This window comes from Flectobacillus sp. (assembly GCF_049240685.1).
GTDB lineage: Bacteria > Bacteroidota > Bacteroidia > Cytophagales > Spirosomataceae > Flectobacillus.
This window is the reverse complement of the sequence record NZ_JBMLSD010000360.1, coordinates 1-20,412: the sequence shown is the minus strand read 5'-3', so window position 1 is coordinate 20,412 and position 20,412 is coordinate 1. Positions and strand designations below refer to the sequence as shown.

17 protein-coding genes and 1 pseudogene are annotated in these 20,412 nt (G+C 37.3%); 7 read left to right on the top strand and 11 right to left on the bottom strand.

The genetic code is table 11. The features are described from left to right. Positions 1 to 9: 9 nt before the first annotated feature. The 3 genes from hisC to hisG form a co-directional block, all read right to left on the bottom strand. Positions 10 to 1,065: a histidinol-phosphate transaminase gene (hisC, locus tag ACOVQ4_RS16675; protein WP_095163003.1), complete on the bottom strand. Its 1,056-nt coding sequence runs from the start codon at positions 1,063 to 1,065 to the stop codon at positions 10 to 12. 154 nt (positions 1,066 to 1,219) lie between these two features. Next, entirely contained in the window at positions 1,220 to 2,479 is a 1,260-nt protein-coding gene (gene hisD / locus ACOVQ4_RS16670; protein WP_421821755.1) for a histidinol dehydrogenase, read from the bottom strand. 107 nt (positions 2,480 to 2,586) lie between these two features. Then, positions 2,587 to 3,447 carry an ATP phosphoribosyltransferase gene (gene hisG / locus ACOVQ4_RS16665; RefSeq protein ID WP_421821754.1) on the bottom strand — a complete coding sequence of 287 codons (861 nt, stop codon included), beginning with the start codon at positions 3,445 to 3,447 and terminating at the stop codon, positions 2,587 to 2,589. Between the two features lie 387 nt (positions 3,448 to 3,834). Between hisG and ACOVQ4_RS16660 the strand changes: the two genes are divergently transcribed. The 3 genes and pseudogenes from ACOVQ4_RS16660 to dacB all read left to right on the top strand — a co-directional run bounded on the left by ACOVQ4_RS16660 (position 3,835) and on the right by dacB (position 9,669). After that, positions 3,835 to 5,712, top strand: coding sequence for a CocE/NonD family hydrolase (locus tag ACOVQ4_RS16660; RefSeq protein WP_421821753.1), 1,878 nt, complete (start codon positions 3,835 to 3,837; stop codon positions 5,710 to 5,712). Positions 5,713 to 5,921: 209 nt separating this feature from the next. Next, positions 5,922 to 7,807: pseudogene (locus ACOVQ4_RS16655) on the top strand (CocE/NonD family hydrolase). A 383-nt stretch (positions 7,808 to 8,190) separates the two neighbouring features. Then, the gene (gene dacB / locus ACOVQ4_RS16650) at positions 8,191 to 9,669 is read left to right on the top strand and encodes a D-alanyl-D-alanine carboxypeptidase/D-alanyl-D-alanine endopeptidase (RefSeq protein WP_421821752.1); all 1,479 of its coding nucleotides are present in this window, start codon (positions 8,191 to 8,193) and stop codon (positions 9,667 to 9,669) included. Positions 9,670 to 9,735: 66 nt separating this feature from the next. Here the strand turns inward: dacB and ACOVQ4_RS16645 are convergent, their stop codons facing one another. From ACOVQ4_RS16645 to ACOVQ4_RS16625, 5 genes are all read right to left on the bottom strand, one after another. Beyond that, complete coding sequence (locus ACOVQ4_RS16645; RefSeq protein WP_421821751.1) at positions 9,736 to 10,389, bottom strand: DUF2490 domain-containing protein; 654 nt, start codon at positions 10,387 to 10,389, stop codon at positions 9,736 to 9,738. A gap of 90 nt (positions 10,390 to 10,479) precedes the next feature. Further along, positions 10,480 to 11,097, bottom strand: coding sequence for a DUF4956 domain-containing protein (locus ACOVQ4_RS16640; RefSeq protein WP_421821750.1), 618 nt, complete (start codon positions 11,095 to 11,097; stop codon positions 10,480 to 10,482). Then, positions 11,057 to 11,866 (bottom strand): polyphosphate polymerase domain-containing protein, encoded by an 810-nt coding sequence (locus ACOVQ4_RS16635; RefSeq protein WP_421821749.1) that lies wholly within the window; start codon positions 11,864 to 11,866, stop codon positions 11,057 to 11,059. The genes ACOVQ4_RS16640 and ACOVQ4_RS16635 overlap by 41 nt, the downstream gene beginning before the upstream one ends. Then, on the bottom strand, positions 11,856 to 12,341 hold the full coding sequence (locus tag ACOVQ4_RS16630) for a hypothetical protein (RefSeq protein WP_421821748.1): 486 nt from the start codon (positions 12,339 to 12,341) through the stop codon (positions 11,856 to 11,858). Before ACOVQ4_RS16630 ends, ACOVQ4_RS16635 begins: the two co-directional genes overlap by 11 nt. Before the next feature lie 457 nt (positions 12,342 to 12,798). Then, positions 12,799 to 14,268, bottom strand: coding sequence for a CotH kinase family protein (locus tag ACOVQ4_RS16625; protein ID WP_421821747.1), 1,470 nt, complete (start codon positions 14,266 to 14,268; stop codon positions 12,799 to 12,801). A gap of 297 nt (positions 14,269 to 14,565) precedes the next feature. Here ACOVQ4_RS16625 and ACOVQ4_RS16620 point away from each other — a divergent pair, with 297 nt between their 5' ends. From ACOVQ4_RS16620 to ACOVQ4_RS16605, 4 genes are all read left to right on the top strand, one after another. Then, the gene (locus ACOVQ4_RS16620) at positions 14,566 to 15,657 is read left to right on the top strand and encodes a sensor histidine kinase (RefSeq protein ID WP_421821746.1); all 1,092 of its coding nucleotides are present in this window, start codon (positions 14,566 to 14,568) and stop codon (positions 15,655 to 15,657) included. A 188-nt stretch (positions 15,658 to 15,845) separates the two neighbouring features. Further along, positions 15,846 to 16,595 carry a LytR/AlgR family response regulator transcription factor gene (locus ACOVQ4_RS16615; RefSeq protein WP_421821745.1) on the top strand — a complete coding sequence of 250 codons (750 nt, stop codon included), beginning with the start codon at positions 15,846 to 15,848 and terminating at the stop codon, positions 16,593 to 16,595. Between the two features lie 141 nt (positions 16,596 to 16,736). Further along, positions 16,737 to 17,636 carry a glycosyltransferase family 2 protein gene (locus ACOVQ4_RS16610; protein WP_421821744.1) on the top strand — a complete coding sequence of 300 codons (900 nt, stop codon included), beginning with the start codon at positions 16,737 to 16,739 and terminating at the stop codon, positions 17,634 to 17,636. 144 nt (positions 17,637 to 17,780) lie between these two features. Next, positions 17,781 to 18,392 (top strand): YiiX family permuted papain-like enzyme, encoded by a 612-nt coding sequence (locus ACOVQ4_RS16605; RefSeq protein WP_421821743.1) that lies wholly within the window; start codon positions 17,781 to 17,783, stop codon positions 18,390 to 18,392. Positions 18,393 to 18,454: 62 nt separating this feature from the next. Here ACOVQ4_RS16605 and ACOVQ4_RS16600 read toward each other — a convergent pair whose 3' ends face one another. The 3 genes from ACOVQ4_RS16600 to ACOVQ4_RS16590 all read right to left on the bottom strand — a co-directional run bounded on the left by ACOVQ4_RS16600 (position 18,455) and on the right by ACOVQ4_RS16590 (position 20,312). Further along, positions 18,455 to 19,387, bottom strand: coding sequence for an arginase family protein (locus tag ACOVQ4_RS16600; protein WP_421821742.1), 933 nt, complete (start codon positions 19,385 to 19,387; stop codon positions 18,455 to 18,457). Between the two features lie 232 nt (positions 19,388 to 19,619). Next, the gene (locus ACOVQ4_RS16595) at positions 19,620 to 19,847 is read right to left on the bottom strand and encodes a hypothetical protein (RefSeq protein ID WP_421821741.1); all 228 of its coding nucleotides are present in this window, start codon (positions 19,845 to 19,847) and stop codon (positions 19,620 to 19,622) included. Positions 19,848 to 20,003: 156 nt separating this feature from the next. Next, positions 20,004 to 20,312, bottom strand: a complete 309-nt coding sequence (locus ACOVQ4_RS16590; RefSeq protein ID WP_421821740.1) for a winged helix-turn-helix transcriptional regulator — start codon at positions 20,310 to 20,312, stop codon at positions 20,004 to 20,006. Between the last annotated feature and the right edge of the window lie 100 nt (positions 20,313 to 20,412).

The window sequence follows — 20,412 nt, the reverse complement described above, 5'->3', positions numbered from 1 at the left end:
TTAATTGATTTATGCCTCATAAGAACGAAGATAACCCATTAAAATGGCATTTTCGTCTTTTGTTCCGACGGAAATACGTAAACAATTGTCACATAAAATTACCTTTGAGCGGTCACGAACAATGGTTTTATTGTCAATTAAGTAATCAAATACAGCTTTTGCCTCTTTGAAACGAACCAAAAGGAAGTTCGCATCTGAAGGGTAGATATGTTCAACATTTGGTAGTTCGCTTAATTCTTTTTCAAGTTGTGCTCTATTTTCATTGAGTGTGGCTACCGATTTTTTTACAAAATCTGTATTGTCGATATTCTCAATTAACAACTTTTGCGTTAAACCATTAATGTTGTAAGGATATTTAATTTTATTCAAAAGTGTAATTAATTCTTCTTGTGCAAAGGCCATTCCCAGACGTAGTGAAGCCAAACCCCATGCTTTCGAGAAAGTCTGTAGTACCATTACATTAGGATATTCATCCAAACTTGGAATGAACGAAGGCTCATCGGAGAAATCGTTGTATGCTTCATCGATAATAACGATTCCTTGTTGGAAATTTTCGATGATTTGTAAAATTGCCTCACGATTAATCAAGTTACCTGTTGGGTTATTGGGTGAACAGATAAAAATCAATTTTGTTTTTGAATTTATCGCTTCCAAAACCGCATCAATATTCAATTGATATTCGGGAGTTAATGGAATTTTTTGTATTCCTACATTATTAACCGATGCACTTACTTCATACATGCCATAAGTTGGAGGCAATATAATAATATTATCGACTTTTGGTTCACATGTGAGTCGAATAATTAAGTCGATAGGTTCATCAGAGCCATTTCCTAAGAAAATTTGCGTTGGACGACAGCCTTTGATGGGTGCCAATTTTTCCTTGATTGCAAACTGATAAGGGTCAGGATATCTGTTCCAATTTTCTGGCGTTGCCGAACCAATTGGATTTTCGTTTGCATCTAAAAATACTCCTTCTTTACCTGTATATTCATCTCGTGCAGAAGAGTATGGAGCAAGGTTTAAAATGTGCGGGCGCACAACTGAGTGTATGTCGAATTTCATAAGTTTGTTTCTTGGATTTAGTGAAATAAGTAAATTTGGCTAATGCATCAGCTTACGGACTGATGGCACTTTTCGCCCTTTTTAACAACAAAAGGTGATGCATCTCAACCGAATGAGGAGCTATCACCTAGTTTGTTGGTTCTATGACAAAAAATTATGCCAATCTTACGCGAACCGCATTGGCATGGGCACGTAAAGATTCGGCTTCGGCCATCTCGATAATCGTATTACCCAGATGTTGAATACCCTCTTTTGTAATTTTCTGAATCGTTATTTTTTTGACGAAGCTGTCCAAACTTACCCCTGAATAGGCTTTAGCAAAACCGTTGGTTGGTAGGGTATGGTTGGTACCTGAAGCATAATCCCCAGCTGATTCTGGTGTATAATTTCCTAAGAAAATCGAACCTGCGTTGTAGATTTGCTCAGATAATTCTTCTGCATTTTCGACAGACATAATCAAGTGCTCGGCAGCATACTGATTGAGCATATCAATGGCAATACCCTGATTTTCAACCAATACTGCTTGACTATTTTCTAGGGCTTTGGCTGCAAACTCGGCACGAGGCAATACTGCCAATTGCTTTTCTAACTCTTGATTAACAGCCTCAATTAATTCTTCCGAAGTAGATACCAACAACACTTGTGAGTCGATACCATGTTCTGCTTGTGACAATAAATCTGCCGCTACAAAAGCAGGATTAGCAGAATTGTCTGCCCAAACAGCTACCTCTGATGGTCCTGCTGGCATATCAATGGCTACACCTTCTTTGTTTACGAGCATTTTGGCAGCAGTAACATACTGATTACCTGGTCCAAAAATTTTATAAACCTGAGGAATCGATTCTGTACCGTAAGCCATTGCAGCCACCGCTTGAGCACCACCCACACGAAAGATTTTAGAAATGCCACAAAGCTGGGCTGCATACAAAATCGCAGGGTGATCGGAAGGCGTACATAATACTACTTCTTTACAACCCGCAATTTGCGCAGGAACACCAAGCATCAATACCGTCGAAAACAAAGGTGCTGTTCCTCCCGGAATATAGACCCCTACTTTTTCGATGCCTACCGATTTGCGCCAACAAGTAACGCCAGTGGTCGTTTCGATTTTTTCGGGTGCTTGTTTTTGCGCTACGTGGAATTTATAAATATTGTGATAGGCCGACTGGATAGCAGTTTTAAGCTCTTCACTTAATAAACCTGATGCCGCTTCTACCTTCGAAGCATCCATTTCGAGCGTTTCTAAAGTCACTTTATCAAATTGTAATGCCAATTCAAAAAGTGCCTTGTCACCTTCTGCCTTTACTTTTTCAAGAATAGGGATGACTCTTTGTTCAATCACTGACATATCCTGTACTGGGCGAGTAAGAATCGCTTGGTAGTCGGATGGTGATGGATATTTTATAATTTTCATGCAAAAGGAATACTTTTTGCATTCAGCCTTTGGCATTCGGCTTGGGAAATTTTGAACCCATTGAGATTATTTTCAAATCTCGAAATGTCATTTGCTGAAAGCAATTATTAAAAAATCATTTTCTCAATTGGCAATACCAAAATCCCCTCAGCACCTGCTTCACGAAGTTTTTCGATATTTTGCCAGAAATCTTGCTCCTCAATTACCGAATGCATCGACACCCAACCTTCGTCTGCCAATGGCAAAATTGAAGGTGCTTTCATGCCCGGTAGCAATTGGCGAATCAAAGCAATATTCTCTTGTTTGGTATTTAGCACAACATATTTACGGTTTTTAGCACGTTGTACTGAGTCTATTCTAAACAAGATTTGATTCAGAATGTTTTGTTTTTCTGGAGAAAGGTTGGGATAGCCAATCATAATAGCTTCAGAGCGGAAAATTACTTCCACTTCTTTCAAACCATTACTCAACAAAGTACCTCCAGAACTAACGATATCACATACGGCATGTGCCAATCCAATACTTGGAGCGATTTCTACCGAACCAGAAATTTCATGAATATGAGCACTTACACCATTATCTTTCAAGAAGTTACCCAAAATTACAGGATAAGAAGTAGCAATACTTTTTCCTTCTAGTTCCTTCACTCCGCCATATGTTTCACTGCGAGGAATTGCAATTGAAAGGCGACATTTTGAGAATCCTAATAATTTAACTTCGTTTACATGCTTGTTTGTTTCGACATGAACGTTTTGTCCGACTATTCCGATATCCGCCACTCCATCTTCTACATAACCGGGAATATCGTCGTCTCTGAGAAACAAAAATTCTGCGGGGAAGTTTGAAGATGTCGCTTTTAATTTACCAGCACCATTATCAAATTTGATTCCGCACTCTTTGAAAAGATTTAGTGAATCTTCACTAAGGCGACCCGATTTTTGGACCGCAATTCTTAATACTTCGTTCATTTTCAGCATTTGAGGCTGTCCTAATAGATTGTTTTTTGGTACATTCGGCGTACTCGGGACAACTTCGGGTGCAAAATTACGGAATCATGCGTAGCTTTCGACTTGTTTTAGGTAAAATATGGTAAAAAATATAGAGGAGGCATAAGGTGTTGAGGGGTCAGGCACAAAGTGACTAGTTTATTTTGTCAAAAAATAGATAGACTACAAAAATTGAGCATTGTTGATTTCTGTAAATGTTATGGCTTTTTACAGATATAGAAAATGGTTTTTGACACCTCTCTTGACCATTTACTCACTATAAGCCTCTATCCTTATTCAACTTTGTGCCTTTTCTCTTTTTCTCCTAACTTTGAACAATACTTTGTAAACCCGCTTAATGATATGCTTATGAGAAACTCACTTATTTGCCTCTTCTGCTTTTTATCCTTTCTAGGAAAAGCTCAATCAAACTATCAATATTCAATTGCTCAGGATTCGGCTTATATCAGAAACAACTATGTCAAGTCTGAGTATATGGTAAAAATGCGTGATGGTGTTCAGCTTTTTACACAGGTGTATGCGCCCAAAGACAAATCAAAGCAACACCCTATTATCATGCAGAGAACGCCGTATTCTTGCAACCCTTACGGTACCGATAAATTCAAAAAGCGTATTGGGCCTAACCCGTTTATGATTCGGGAAAATTACATCGTAGTATATCAGGATGTCCGTGGACGTTGGGCATCTGAGGGAAAGTTTGTAGAAATGACCCCACATCTTGACAAAAAATCGTCAGAGAAAGATATTGACGAATCAAGCGACACTTATGATACCATCGATTGGTTAGTCAAGAATATTCCTAACAATAATGGCAAAGTAGGTCAGTGGGGTATCTCCTACCCTGGCTTTTTTACATCGGCTGGTTCGGTTTCGCAACATCCTGCCTTGAAAGCTTCTTCTCCACAGGCGCCAATGGCAGATTTGTGGCGTGATGATGCCTTCCATTTGGGCGCTTTTATGTTGGGAGCTAATTTTGGTTTTTATAACTTTTTCCAACCTCAAACTCAACCTACCAAAAATCGCCCTGCGCCTTATTTCTCATTTGATAGTCCAGATGGATATGATTTTTACTTAAAAATGGGGCCAACTCGTAACGCTGAAGAGCAATATTACAAAAAGCGTAATGAGTACTTTCATGAAAATTTTGACCATCCTAATTTTGATGAGCACTGGCAAAAACGCAATATTTTACCCCACTTACAAAATATCAAGCATGCAGTATTAGTAGTTGGTGGTTGGTACGATGAACAAGATTTGTACGGAACGTTCAAAACCTATCAAGCCATGGAAAAACAATCACCAAACAACGATATACGTTTTGTGGTTGGCCCTTGGGTACACGGCGGTTGGGCTGGCGCTTCTGGACAATCACTGGCTGATATTGAATTTGGTTCGAAAACTTCGTTATACTATCAAGAAAAAATTGAAAGTCCTTTCTTCAATCATTACCTCATAGACGAATCTTTACCTTTGAGTTTAGCAGAGGCAACTTTGTTCGAAACAGGTAGCAACCAATGGAGAAGCTTTGATACCTATCCTGCAAAAAATGCACAAGAAACTGTTTTGTATTTACAAAATGGAGGAAAATTAGGTTTTACAAAACCTCAAAATGAGAATGGAGTAACCAGCTACCTATCAGACCCAAATCGTCCTGTACCTTTTTCTGGAAAAATCAATGATGGTTTTTCAGCGGAATATATGGTTGAAGACCAGCGTTTTGCCTATCAGCGTCCTGATGTAATTAGTTTTGAAACAGATACACTCAAAGACGATTTGACGATGGTGGGCAATATCTTAGCGAATCTGAAGGTTTCGACCACTGGCACGGATGCCGACTGGATTGTGAAAGTTATAGACGTATATCCAAACAATGCCCCTTACGACCCCGCTCATCCTGATGTAGTGTATGGTGGCTACCAGCAATTAATCCGTAGTGAAATTATCAGAGGAAAATTCCGCAATAATTTTACCAAACCCGAACCATTTATTCCGGGGAAGCCAACAGAAGTAAAATTAGAGCTACAGGACGTGTTACATACTTTTAAGAAGGGACATAAAATTATGGTGCAAATCCAGAGTTCATGTTTCCCTTGGGCAGATAGAAACCCTCAGAAATTTATCAATATCTTTGAAGCAAAAGAAAGTGACTATCAAAAAGCCACGCAAAAAGTTTATCACCAAAAAGCCTATCCTTCATTCATCACTTTTGGTGTTTTGAAGAATTAAAAACATTTTTCAGAAATCGATTAGGCCAAGCGTCACAAGATGGTATTCAGTTCCAAGGCGGATTTTATACTATCCTGTGGCGCTTTTTCTTTTGATAATTAATCTATCATTCAGACTCATTTCAGCTAAAAAACATATTGTATTTTCATGAAAACCGATTCTTTGTTTTAATTTTAGCAAAAACAAATCTGAATCAACACTCCTAAAACATGAAAAAACTGTTCCTTTTACTCGGTTTGTTGGTTGGTTTCACCAAAATTTCTGCTCAAAATCTGTCTGTTGCTCAACAGGATTCGGCATTTGTGCGTGAAAACTATGTGAAATACCAATACCAAATCTCGATGCGTGATGGTGTCAAACTTTTCACGAATGTATACGTTCCAAAAGACGCTTCGGCCAACAATAAGTATCCTATCGTCATGCAACGTACTTGTTACGATATAGCTCCCTACGGAAAAGACGATTATCCACAAATGCTATATTACTCTCGTCACATGATGCGTGAAAAATTCATTTTTGTAGAGCAAGATGTACGTGGTCGTTGGATGTCGGAGGGCACTTGGACAAATATGACACCTCATATTGCCAACAAAAAGGCCAAAACAGACGTGGATGAGGCTTCGGATACTTATGATACGATTGATTGGTTGGTAAAAAACATTCCGAATAACAATGGTCGTGTAGGACAATATGGTATTTCTTACCCGGGTTTTTATACCATTGCGGGCGCACTTTGCGGTCACCCTGCCCTGAAAGCATCTTCGCCTCAAGCACCAGTTTCAGATTTCTTCTTCGACGATTTCCATCACAATGGTGCGTTTACAATTGGTTATGGATTGACTTTCCCAGTGTTTGGCGTTCAGCATCCAAAACCAACAACAGAGTCTTGGTATGATGACTTGTTTCCAAAACGTCAAACTCAGGATGGATTTGATTGGTACAAAACCCAAACACCATTAAAAAATTTGGGTGCTAATTATAAGGATAATTTCTTTTGGCAAGAGCACGTGGAGCATCCGAACTATGATGAATTTTGGCAAAAAAGAAGCATTATTCCTCATTTAAAAAACATCAAAAATGCGCCTGCTATTATGGTCGTAGGTGGCTGGTATGATGCCGAAGATTTGTATGGTCCTTTGACAATTTATAAAAACGTAGAAAAATACAACCAGAATATCTATAATACCATCGTTATGGGACCATTTGGTCATGGCGATTGGGCAAGAGAAAGAGGCCACCATCTTCACTCAAATGTATATTTTGGGGACGTATTTCGACATTTTTCCAAAAAAATATTGAGCTAAAATTCTTTAAACATTTCTTGAAAGGTGCAGGCGATGGAAAATCTGATTTGCCAGAAGCCTATTTGTTCGACACTGGTAAAAAACAATGGCAAGAATTTAAAGAATGGCCTGTAAAAACTGCTCAAAAAGTTAATTTTTACTTGAGCAACTCAGGAAAATTGACTGATAAAATCACTTCAGACGGTTATTCTGAATTTGTATCTGATCCTAATAAACCTGTGCCTTACACAGAGGACAATAAGCAACTTTTTGGTTTTACCCCTCGTGCGTACATGAGCGAAGACCAACGTTTTGCAGGGCGCAGAACAGACGTATTGACTTTTGAAACGGATGTTTTGACAGAAGATGTTACTTTAGGTGGTGAGATTTTGGCCAAACTTAAAGTAGCCACTACTGGAACAGACGCTGACTGGTTTGTGAAATTAGTAGATGTATATCCTGGCAACGAACAAAATACGCCATATACTCCCAAACATATCACGCTGGCAGGTTATCAGCAAATGGTGAGAAGCGAAATTATGCGTAGCCGTTTCAGAAATAGTTTTTCAAAACCAGAGCCATTAGTCCCAAATCAAATCACTGATGTGACTTTCCGCTTGCAAGATGTATTGCATACTTTCAAGAAAGGTCATAAAATCATGATTCAGGTACAATCTACGGCTTTCCCTTTGTTTGATATTAACCCACAAAAATATGTGGACAATATCTACAAAGCGGATGCTGCGGATTTTATCAAAGCTACTCACAAGGTATATAATAGTAGCGCCATTGAAGTTGAGATACTGAAGTAGTAATTAATGTTGTGTGGCAGAAGAATTTTAAAAACCTAATATTTTGGATATCGGATGAAGGATTTCGGAAGTGTAGGCTTTTATTTTTTGTAAAAAATAAAGCTATTTTACTTTATTTCTGAAATCAGAACGCCAAATCTGAAAGTGTTTTTAATCCTTCGTACACGACCAGTTATGAACGAGAAAGAGTCCTTGCCTGTCTCTCAATTCAGCATTATAATTGTACGAAGGGTGGCGTTATCATTAAAATAGAATCGGTGTAGCGGCAACCCTTGTTCTAAATACATAACTAATCTTTCATACAACCCTAACTCAGCATTTATTTTTACAGAGGAGACTCCACTCTCCTCTGTGATTACTTGAACCACCCTTACCCTTGATTTATGAAATTACTTGCCTTACTGCTAAGCCATTGGTTATTTTCTTTACAAAGCTCAGATAGCCTAACTCTCAAATGGCAAACCCAAGTTAATCGAAGACTTGATAGTTTGAGCAACTCCCCATTTTTGCAAACTGGAATGGTGGGGATGAGTGTAAAATCTGCCAAAACAGGAAAAAGCCTCGTCTCTTTTCAAGCCAAAAAAAGCCTTGCGCCTGCTTCCACGATGAAGTTGCTGTCGACCGCCACAGCCTTAATGACTTTGGGTGATTCTTTTATGTATCAAACTACCCTCGAATATAGCGGAAGTATTGTCGATAGTGTATTGAACGGAAACCTATATATCAAAGGCAATGGCGACCCATCACTGGGTAGTTGGCGATTCAAAAACCAACCAGATTACAAACAGTTGTTGGATGCTTGGGCAATGAAAGTCAAAGCTTTGGGTATCAAGAAAATCAACGGCAGAATCATGGGAGACGCAAGTTTTTTTAATGCCAATGTGATTCCTAATACTTGGATTTGGGGTGATATGGGCAATTATTATGGTGCAGGTTGTTATGGACTCAATATCAATGAAAACCTCTTTTGGGTGACCTTTCAACCAAAAGGTTACATGGAATCAGCGGGGTTTGTCAAAACGGCACCAGATTTACCGTATTTAACCAAAATCAACAAAGTCCTTACCGACCGCTCAGGAACGGGCGACCAAGTGATGATTTACTCAACGCCTTACCAAGATGCCATTTTGATGGAAGGTTTTGTACCACAAGGCAGCAGTTTTTCGGTAAAAGGATCTATTCCTGACCCTGCCTTTTATATGGCTTTTGCATTGGGCAAAAAATGTGAAGAACTTGGTATTCAAATTCAGGAAGGCCCCACCTCTACTTTGGAATTAGACAAACGCTATTTAACGCATAGCAAACCAAACGGTACGATGACCATTGCTACCCAAAACTCACCAAGTTTGAAAGAATTGGTAAAGGCTTGTAATTATCATAGTATCAATCTCTATGCTGAAGCTTTTTTGAAAACGCCTTCGGTGTTGCTCAATATGGGTAATGGAACAGGCGATGCCGTCAAAGCATTTGAGCAGATTTGGCGTGCCAAAGGCCTAAATATGCAAGGCTTGAAAATGAAAGATGGAAGTGGGCTATCGCCAAGCAATGCTGTGACAACTGATATTATGACCGATGTTTTGTCGATTATGACCACCGAAAAAAGCTTTAATTCTTATTACGAATCTATACCTGTTGTAGGTGTGTCGGGTACAGTTGCCAATCTTGCAAGGAAGAGTAAAGCCGCTGGTAATATCCATGCCAAGAGTGGTTCTATTGAGGGGGTAAGAGCCTATGGAGGTTATTTTACAGCTTCCAATGGTGAATTATACTGTTTTTCAATCATCTTTAATAAATATGATTCGAATTATGGAAATGCCACCAAAGAGCTCGAAAAACTCATGATTATGTTGACTGACCTATAAAAGAAAAAGTTTGTGCTAGAGACTTTGCTCGCACAAACTTTTTGCTAATCACGTATAGTCCGTTTACTACAATTTTAACTTGTAAGTTAACCCAATGGTGTAAACATTGAGATCTGATGGCACCAGAGAATAATCTCTAAAAAATGTGAGTCCCACACTATTGCGTTTGTTAATGGTATAGTCAACGCCTGCCTTATATCTTATTTGATCAAATTCCTCTCCGATTTTGTAAAAAAAGTCTGCCGAAATAGCGGGCGTAAACCTTGTTTTGTTTGGATAGGAAAGTTCAATTTTGTTTCTTAAATAACTTTTGGTTTCTTCCAAACCTGTATCTGTATCCTTAAATTGGTCTTGATAACGAAGTCGATAACTCAATTTAAAAATTGAAATCTTTCTGTCATATTCGATATTGGCATAAAATCGATGGAAAGATTTGTACACATACGCATCATCACTCTTATCCCATTTATGCTTTTGGGCGTATCGGTAATAGGCTGATACTTCCCAATGCTTGTTGAGTTTATACCCTATCCCAAATTCGCCGATATACGAACCAACAGTCGTAAAATTATCCATCGTTCGAACTTGCAAATTGGCATTGAGACTGATATGCTTGTTTAATTTTTTCTCCAATGAGAGTCCAGACCAAGAACGTAAATCCGTTTCTTGTCCCCACATCTTAAAAGACATAAAGAGCAAGAGAAATAGTATTCTTTTCATATTATGGTTCACTGTGGTTAAAAGGGTTTGAGTTATGCACAGAAAAGACATGATTGTCCGAGAGTTTATCACTCAAGCTACAAGCTTCAATTAATGATAGAAGATAGTCATCCTTGTTCCATCTTTCAGAAAATCAATCTCATGAATTTCAACTCTGTGAACGTCTAAGCCTGTACGTACTCTCAAATCCTTCAAAAGCTCTTCACGTCGCTCGGGTGTAATCAATTCTATTCTTTCATACATCACAATTTTGGAGTACTCTTTTCGCATGATTAAGCCACTCTCTAACAACCATGTAACAAATAATATTAATCCATTCAGTACCGATAATTCGTCCCAGCCACCTTTGCTCACTGCCGAAATCAATCCTATGGCTATTACCATAAAAAGATAGGTCATATCTTTGGCAGAGATACCCTCAGTACGATACCGTAGCATCGAAAATACGGCAAACAAACCAAATGCTGCCCCCATCGACATTACCACTTTATTGAGCATATAGGTCAACAAAAAGATGATAATATTGAAAACAAAAAAGGTTAAAAACAGGTCAGCACGACGGTAATTTTTATAATAAATCAGCCTTATTAGTACCAAAACTGAGAGCAAATTAATTCCCATTCGGATAAAGAACTTGGCTGGTAATTTGTCTATCCACTGAAAACTTTCAGTAACTTGTGGTGAGGTTAGTTGTTGTAAGATGGTCATGGTGCGCCAATATTTTTGAGACTCTTCTTAAATGCTTTTTAAACTTATTCTGTTTGATTTGCTGGTACAAACTGATGATTCCGAAACAATACTTGCTAATACCGCCTTGTTTGAGTCGATATTTTCGCATGAGGTCGATAAAAGGGGATTGACCTACTTTTTCCTGCTTTACCTCCGCAATAACTATCGCCGCATAGACCTTTTGCTGTTCGTCAAACTCAAAAGTAAGGTTCAAATCTATGGTCAATCGTTCCGCACCAACTTTACTCACGAGTGTGAGACGTTGATAATTTACCCAAAGAATTCCTTTTAATGTTTCGGGAAGAATCTCTTGTGTTGTTTGTTTTAAAAAATCAACACTTTCATTTTCAAGAAAATCAGTAATCTCAGGTTGCTTGATTCGTGTTTTTTTAGTTCTGCCTTTATTGTTTTTGTATTTTACCTCAAAAAAAGACAGACTTGATTCCACGTAATTTCTTGCTCTTACCTTGTACCTATTTAATACGCCATTTTGATGAGCTTTGTAAAGGGATAAATCATCGGTGTCGTAATACAAGGTTCTGTAATTACAAAGTCGATTTTGATCTATTTCCAAAACCTTATAAGAGGGTTGTGCTTCACGCAGAATATCAGGAAGTAGTGCCAATGGAATCAAATACTTCACATCCATGCGGTCCATGAGTTTGACCCCATCCATTTCCGCCAACGTAATTGGTTCAAACAAGCTTGCCTGTAGTTGAACCTCTTGCAAGAATGTGTTAGAATCCATACGTATACTTTTTAACTTGAATCAGTTTGCCTTTTGCATCGTAAGTTTTCTTCTCTGTTTTGAGGCCATTCGCGTTGGTAGTATATACCGACTTACTATCCAATTCGTTGCGCTCGTTGTAATGTAACACCTCAGATTTTTCTTTGAAAGAATCATATTTATATACTTCTCTTTCTACCTGATGATTATTGCCATCTACAATAATTTCTTCTATTTTGTCATCAAACTCGTTGTATTTTGAAAGGACTTTTCTTTTGAGTTTACCATACTTGTCATATTCGGCCTCTTCGATGACCTCTCCTTGTTTGTTAAACTTTTTGTAACCATCGTTCCTTGTCACTTCTTTACCTCCAACATTTTCGGTAATTTGTTCGCTTACGGTTTTAATCTTGTTTTTCTTGACTTCCTTTTTACTTTGTCCATAACTTAGATAGGACGTAGCAAGTAATAGCATTGCGATTGTGTAATTCTTCATATTTGATTGTTAGAGATTTTATATTGGTGCTTAAAAGTTTTGGTAAATTTTTTCGTTCTATTAGGTTAACCTTTCAGTAATCATGACTTGAATTGTTTAAAAACTGTTGCCTGCTTATTAAAAAAGATTCTAAATAAAATCACTTCCCAACTGTATGAATGGTTTAACTAACCCTAAATCTGGCTCAGTTACCATGAATCATCATCCTATACATAAAATCTCTAACTCTCGTCCAGAAATCTTTTACAAAGGAACAGATAAATATTGAGACCCTAATCAAGTGGGGCTCAGAGTGTAGAAGTTATGTTTTTATCTGTAGATTTTAACTTCCATTAACACAATTTTTATACAAAAAATGGCATTTTTGAGCCCAAAAATGCCATTTGTATACATAATTTACTTTATTTTCGACACTCTATAACACTTTCCAAAAATACCAAGTCTTGTTTGTTTGCTACTATTTTGACCTTGGGTTTTCGGCCAAAAACTGGTCAATTTCGGAGGCTCTTTTAAGAATTTGTTTCTGTAAACTCAAAATTCCCTCCTCAAAACTTTTTTCACTCATCAGATGAGAATAAGGTGCTTTTTCTCTACTAGCAGCTTGTTTTATTAGGGCAACATAGCTATCGATTTGTTTACTAAGCTTAGCGACTTGCCAAGTATTTTTCCTAAAATTTTCTACTTCTTTCAAATACAGCGCATAGTAAACAGAATCCTGGGCTAAATAAGATATTAATACAAACTGTTTGGGGCAATCTTTTAAAGATAATGAAAGTCCTCTATTGGGCATTTTGAAGTCCTTGGGTGGCTCTGGCATACCTTCTGGAATTGCAAAATTTGGCTTTTCGTTAGTCGAAATAGCCTCATTGTTATCCCAAGGAATCCAGACCAAACCACGATTGGGCGCATTGTACAAGTAAAAATTATGAGCCATTGCCCCATAAGTATCCCAGTTGGTCATGGCGGTATTGATAGCCAACCATTTGATAAAATGCTTCATATCAAAGGTTTTTTCCAAATTGGTACGCCAAGCAACAGGCGAGATTACTCTACTGGAGTCGTTCAAAGCTTTTATAAAAGCTTGGACATCTTGAAAATTCTTTTCCTTTTTAAAATTTTTTTTCTCAAATTCTTTCTCTTTAAATCGCTGAAAAGTTGATTCGGGTTTATAAATATTTCCAGTCGAATTACCAAACTGAGCCTTTACCATCGTATCGTCAATTACCTCAACCATGGTATAAACACCTGCATACTGCATGCCATCTCCATAGTCGAGATATACTTCATAAAAAGCTGTTTGTGCAGTGGGTATGCCGGCCTGACGATAGAGGTCACTGGCTAATTTTTCGCGAATTAAGGAATTGTCATGAAAGGCGGGCGACATCGATAGTTCATGAAATCCGTATAAATCTGATTTTTCATATTTATCAAAATCTAATCTGAAGGGCATTTTGTACACCCCCGACCCCCAAGAACTCATCAAGCTCGAATTGCCTTTGAGTCGGAAACCGATGTTTGTCCATTTTTTACCATCAAATTCTACTTGGCAAGCAACGTATCGAGGCTCTTCTGCTGTCCCTAATGGAGGATGCATCATTTCATCATCTCCTTCTCGCTTAGGAAAAAATCCATCAGGACGCTTTTCACCTGGTGGCATCATTGGGAACCCCTGTTGTTTGGGGCCTTCGCCATTGGGTGGTCCCATACGCGGAAAAGGAGACTTTCCGAAGTCAGTATGAAACTTTTCTTTCATATCGATTTTGATGCTATCCCAATCAGCTTTTGAAATAGAAATCAAAATTCGGTTTAAGTGGTTTTGTGGAAAAACCTTAGCATAATTTGGCGTAGAAGAATTCTGCGCTTTTGCCCACAAAATACTACCAAAAGAGAGGACTGTTAGCCAAACACCAAAGAGTGTTCTTTTCATTTTATTTGTGTATTAAAAGTTTTATCTGTATTGTTTTACAGCTCATTATGTCAAAAAAACTTATATGGCCAGTACAACTTACAAAGACCTAATCAACTGTTTTTCAAAACTATACAATTTATATACAGATAAAACCTAAGTGGCTCGGTTGATAGATATAGAAGATGTATTTGTAGAAAATGCCTGTGAGTACACAGTTTATCTACACAAAGGCATTCTTGATAGACAGTTGTCGTGATTTTGGAATTTTCTAACGTTAGTTCAACACTTTATTTACTACAACACATACAAAAAAGCATGAAAGTATTTGAAAGGTATCAGTTAGTATTTCATCTTGTTGGTTGGTCGTTAGTCTTTTTTTTGCCAGTGCTAATGATGCCCAATAGTTTTTATAATCGACCAGAGTTTAGTCGTTTTTTTACAGTGCAATGCTTCAATAACCTAGCATTGATGGTAGCTTTTTATATCAACTTGTGGGTATTGGTACCGAGGTATTTAATGAAAAAGCGAGGAGATATTTTTACAATTTATATCATTTTGGGGTTTGTAATTACGCTATTCTTACACTGGATTTGGTCACATTATTATTTGAGATTGCATGAATTCAATTTGGGAATGCCTAAAATGCCTCCACCTTCTGATTGGAAAAATAGGCCCTATCCAAACATGCCACTTCCTCCGCGGATGATGTTGCCCTTTCCTCAGCTGATGAACGCCACCTTGACGTATTTCTTTTCGATAATTTTTAGTTCATCCTTGGCATTGTGGCAGGAAAGATTAAGAAATTATGATACCCAACAACAAATCATGTTGGAAAAAGTAGCAGCCGAACTGGCTGTCTTAAAGCTTCAAGTGAGTCCGCATTTTTTATTCAATACCTTGAATAATATCCGTTGGTTAGCTCGAAAAAAATCTGAAAATACCGAAGATGCTATTATCAAACTGTCGCAGCTGCTAAGGTATATGTTGTATCAATCCGAAAGTGACAAAGTTCCTTTAGCACAAGAATTAGACTATTTACAAAACTATATTGAGCTACAGAAAATGCGTATTTCGGGAAAAAATACAGCAGAATTTGTTTTTGAGGGTCCTATTCATTTGCATACCATCGAACCACTACTATTTATTCCTTTGGTAGAAAATGCCTTTAAATATGGATTGCACAGCATAGAGGAATCTCATATTTTGATTAAACTTTTTGTAGATAATCGCACTCTAACCTTTAGAACCGAAAATCGCAATTTTGACCATAATTTTAAAGAAGAAGATAAAACAGGAATTGGACTACAAAATGTAAAAAAACGCTTGGCATTACATTATCCTGAAAAACATCAACTTACAATAACAGAAAATGGTCTTTTTATCGTTGAAGTTAATATCCAACTATAATTTTCTCCGAGTTGAGTGAGCTAAAATTGGTCGTTTGGCCAAGTTGCTATTTAACCAATACACTATTAATAATCTCCAACACCAATATAAAACCGTTGATTGGTACTATCTCCTATACAATTTTTTAATACCAAAGCTCTGTATCATGATTTTTAATCACTCAAAATCCATCAACCTTTATGAATTTTATGAAAACATCAACCCAACACGATTACCTCACTAAACTAAAGTGTATAGCAATTGATGATGAACCATTTGCCTTAGAGATGATTGCCGACGATATTCAGAAAGTCCCCTATCTTGAACTCGTAAATACTTTTTCGAGTCCTTTTGAAGCTTGGGAATTAATCAATTCAGGACAAATTGATTTAGTTTTTTTGGATATCCAGATGCCAACTCTTACAGGAACACAATTTCTGAGAAGTCTTATCCAGCCTCCTATGGTAATATTTACGACTGCCTATCAACAATATGCACTCGAAGGATACGACCTCAATGTTATTGATTATTTATTGAAACCCATTCCTTTTGATCGCTTTGTACGTGCTACCAACAAAGCATACGAAATGTATACCTTAAGGCATAAGGAGGTTGTCGAACCAGCAGCACCTGAGGTAGATTATGTAGTTATCAACGCTGATTATAAGAAAATTAAGCTATTTTATAGTGATATTCTTTTTGTGGAAGGATTAAAAGATTATGTAAAAATCTTTACAGTTCATGACAATAAACCTATCTTGACACGCTCCAACTTGAAAGCAATGGAGGGGAAACTCCCAGCGCAATATTTTTGTAGAGTACACAATTCGTATATCGTTTCTTTACAAAAAATTACAGCATTTCAAAAATCAAAAATAGAAATTGGTCGGGTCGAAGTTCCTGTAGGAAGTAGGTTTTTACCAGCTTTTGAAGAAATTTATCAAGGACAATTACGATAACTAGATATGAAATTTTGATGTATTGGTCGCAACTTTTATGCTATTGGTCACAGAACGGACATGCTGAAACAACACTAGGGAAAGATTTATTGTCTAAGTTTTTGTGTAACTAAAGTTTTACCGACCAACTCTCAAAATACCATGAGCTTTATCAATACCTTACAAGAAAAAAACCACCCAGAAGTGGATACGGGGAAAAGATTTTCAATCCTAATTCCCTCTTGGAATAATCTACCTTATTTGCAGCTTTGTGTAGAAAGTATTCGAAAAAATTCAAAATTCAATCACCAAATAATCGTCCATGTCAATGAAGGAAAGGACGGAACCTTAGATTGGGTTCGTGAACAGTCAGATATCGACTATACTTATAGCGCAAATAATATAGGGATTTGTTATGCTCTGAACTATGCTGCCCAACAGGCAACCACCGATTATATTTTATACATGAACGACGATATGTACGTGTGTCCAGAATGGGATCAAGCCATCTCTGATGAAATCAAAGCTATTGGACACCCTTACTTCTTCTTGTCGGCCACCATGATTGAGCCTTACCATACAAACAACAATTGTGTGATTCATCATGATTTTGGTAAGGATTTGACAACATTCAATGAATCAAAATTATTAAAAGAGTACAAAACCCTGAAAAAGCCCGACTGGACGGGCGCGACTTGGCCACCCAATATCGTGCATCGAGATATCTGGAATGCCGTCGGAGGTTACAGTGTTGAGTTTCATCCAGGTATGTATTCTGACCCTGATTTTTCTATGAAATTATGGAAAATGGGGATTCGATTATTCAAGGGCGTTGGTGAAAGTAAAGTGTATCATTTCTCTGGCCGTTCGACAGGGCGAGTAAATAAAAATAAAGGCTATTTTACTTTTATACAGAAGTGGGGAATGACTTCTGGTTATGTAATGACTCATTTTTTGCATAAAGGAGAAGAATTTAGTGGCTTGTTGACCGAACCTGTAGATAATGCAGCGGCAAAAATTAAAAATTTATTCAAACGTGTTTCAGCAAGTTTGCATACTTAATGGACAGTAAAGGTTCGTTATAAGAATAGAATATCAAAAGTATTTTTTCGATCAACAAAAGACTTTTACCTATATTACGTTATATAACAAAGCCGAGTAATGCAAGTTCCTCGGCTTATTGTATTTAATAAACCTCCATCTACTATGAATTCAATCTTTTGCTTGTACTACGCACTATTTATTACACTCGGAAGCTGTCATTCTTCTACAAAAAGCTATAAAAATGGCGATCTTATTTTTCAAATCTCACGTTCTTCGCAGAGCAAAGCCATTCAATTAGCCACTCATTCTAAGTATTCACATTGTGGGATTATTTATCAAAAAGGCAAGGAGTATTTCGTGTTCGAGGCAGTTCAACCTGTTAAACTTACGCCATTGAATGAATGGATTGCAAGAGGCGAAAAACATCATTTTGTCGTAAAAAGGTTAAAAAATGCCGAAAGCATTCTTGCGCTGAATGTACTAGATGCAATGCAAAAAGAAGGAAAAAAACTTCAAGGGAAGAAATACGATATTTACTTTGGCTGGGACGATCAACGTATCTATTGCTCAGAACTTATTTGGAAAATCTACAAGCGTGGTGCCAATATAGAGATTGGGAAACTTCAACGACTAAGGGATTTTGATATAGATAACAAGGTTGTAAGAAAAAAATTAGAAGAGCGATATAAAAAACGAATCCCTTTCAATGAAAACGTCATCTCTCCCGCTAGTATTTTTGAAGATTCCCAACTGATTGAGATACAACGAAATTAAAATAGGTGTAGGGTCCAAGTTAACTAATAGTATAGTAGAGAAGTTAAGAGGTTAAACTAAGGTCAAAATCTCATTACCTCGTCATGAGCATTGGAAACCACTTTTAGAGGAGCCAATATTTTGACAAGATTATCGATTAATCTTTGGGCATAAATGCCATAAGGGTCAAGGGTTGGGTCTAATATTGTTAATTGAATACCAGTCACCTTGGGGTGCGACATCAAGGGAATTAATAGTTCACATAGTTCCTCATAAGACATACCACCAGGTTGTGGACTATCAACCGCTGGCATAACTTTATGATCCAGAACGTCTACGTCTAAATGTATCCAAAAGCCATCCCATTTTTTGGCTTCAATATGCATAAAAAACAGAGATAAAAGGGTGTCGATACCCATCTCTCGAAGGTGAGATAATGGCACATATTCAATTTGTGAAGATTGTATGAGACCCACGTATTCGGGGTCCCAATACCTATTACCTATACACCAAACATTTTCTTCTTCAAAATACGGCTCTAATTGATAAATATTAGTAAGCTGATGATGTCCATGTCCTGTTACGATTGCTAAATCCATTCCTGCCACTCCACCAGTTTTTGACATCGACGGTAATACAAAATCGGTATGACCATCCAAATACAGAAGACCGTAGTTTCCCAGCTCTTTTAAGGCCAAGGCATTCCCAATCAAAATACTACAATCCCCTCCAATAACAATAGGGAAAGCCTTGGTTGACAATACTCGTTTGAGTTCATGAGCCTGCACCTTGGCGTATTCAACAAGCTTATACGTATTGAGTACACCCGAATTTATATCTAGCTGACTACCATATACAGGTGCAGCCAAATGGATTACCTGTGCAGGGTTGATTTTTTCATACAACCCATGTTTTTTAAGATGCTCTGGTAATTTTTTAACACCTGGCTCCTTTCCTTCCAAAGGTTCTTTCAGACCTAAATTAGAAGGTGATTCGATGATAATAAGGGGTTTCATAAGCCTTATATCGTTTTATATGAAACAAAGTAATGAATTCAGTTGTGCATTGAGCAGAACAATTGTAGCAGGCCGATGTTAAATAGTATCAAATAGCTATTTAGATCAGTATTGCAACTGATATCGGCGAAATTACTGTTTGTCAAATAATCTTTTTTGCTTTACTACCTCATTGATTGATAGCGTGTCCATCAATAACGAGAATAGGTAGTAAGTATCAAAACGTAGGATATTATTCAATCCACTCACAAAAATATCCTCGTGCCCTAAGGCATTTTTGAATAGCTTCAATTTCTACGTGAGGGCTGTCTACTCTCAAAATTCTATCACAATCCTCTAAATCGAAATTAAACTTATCATGCGGAAATACTTCATGCAAACGCTGAAGCAATTGGGCGGCGGTCTTCGGACAACTAACCTCTGTCCGAAATATTTCTACTTGGTTTAGAGCAGTCGACATAATTACGTTTTTTATTTTTTACGTAAAAATATAGACAAATAAATTATTTTGCGAGGTTATTTATGACAAAAGTAATGGTTTTTTACGACAATCAAACTTTTTGGATACTTTTTTTATCCAAAAAGTTTATTTTTTATCTTCAAATAGTAGACAAAGCTATTTTATGATGCCTTCGAGCTGATGAAAGATGGGTACAAGAGATAGGCCTTTTGCAGAAAGATGATATTCTATATGTAATGGCTTTTCGCTGATAATAGTTTTATGTAGAATTCCTTCGGTTTCGAGTTCTTTTAACGCTGTTGCTAAAGATTGTTTATTGGCTCCTTCGATATCCCTAAGTAAGGCGTTGAAACGAACGGGGCCATCTACTGCAAAACGGAATATCTGAGGCTTCCATTTTCCAGACAGTGTCTTTAATAATCCCTCCGCAGGGCAAGTACTTTCGGGTTGATTTTTGGTAGTCATGTTTTTTTGACTTCTTGATTATATAAATTTTGATGTCCAAATTTACTGATAATTACTGGTTAGAGGAATTGATTTTTGTTAATAACCATATCTTAAGGCC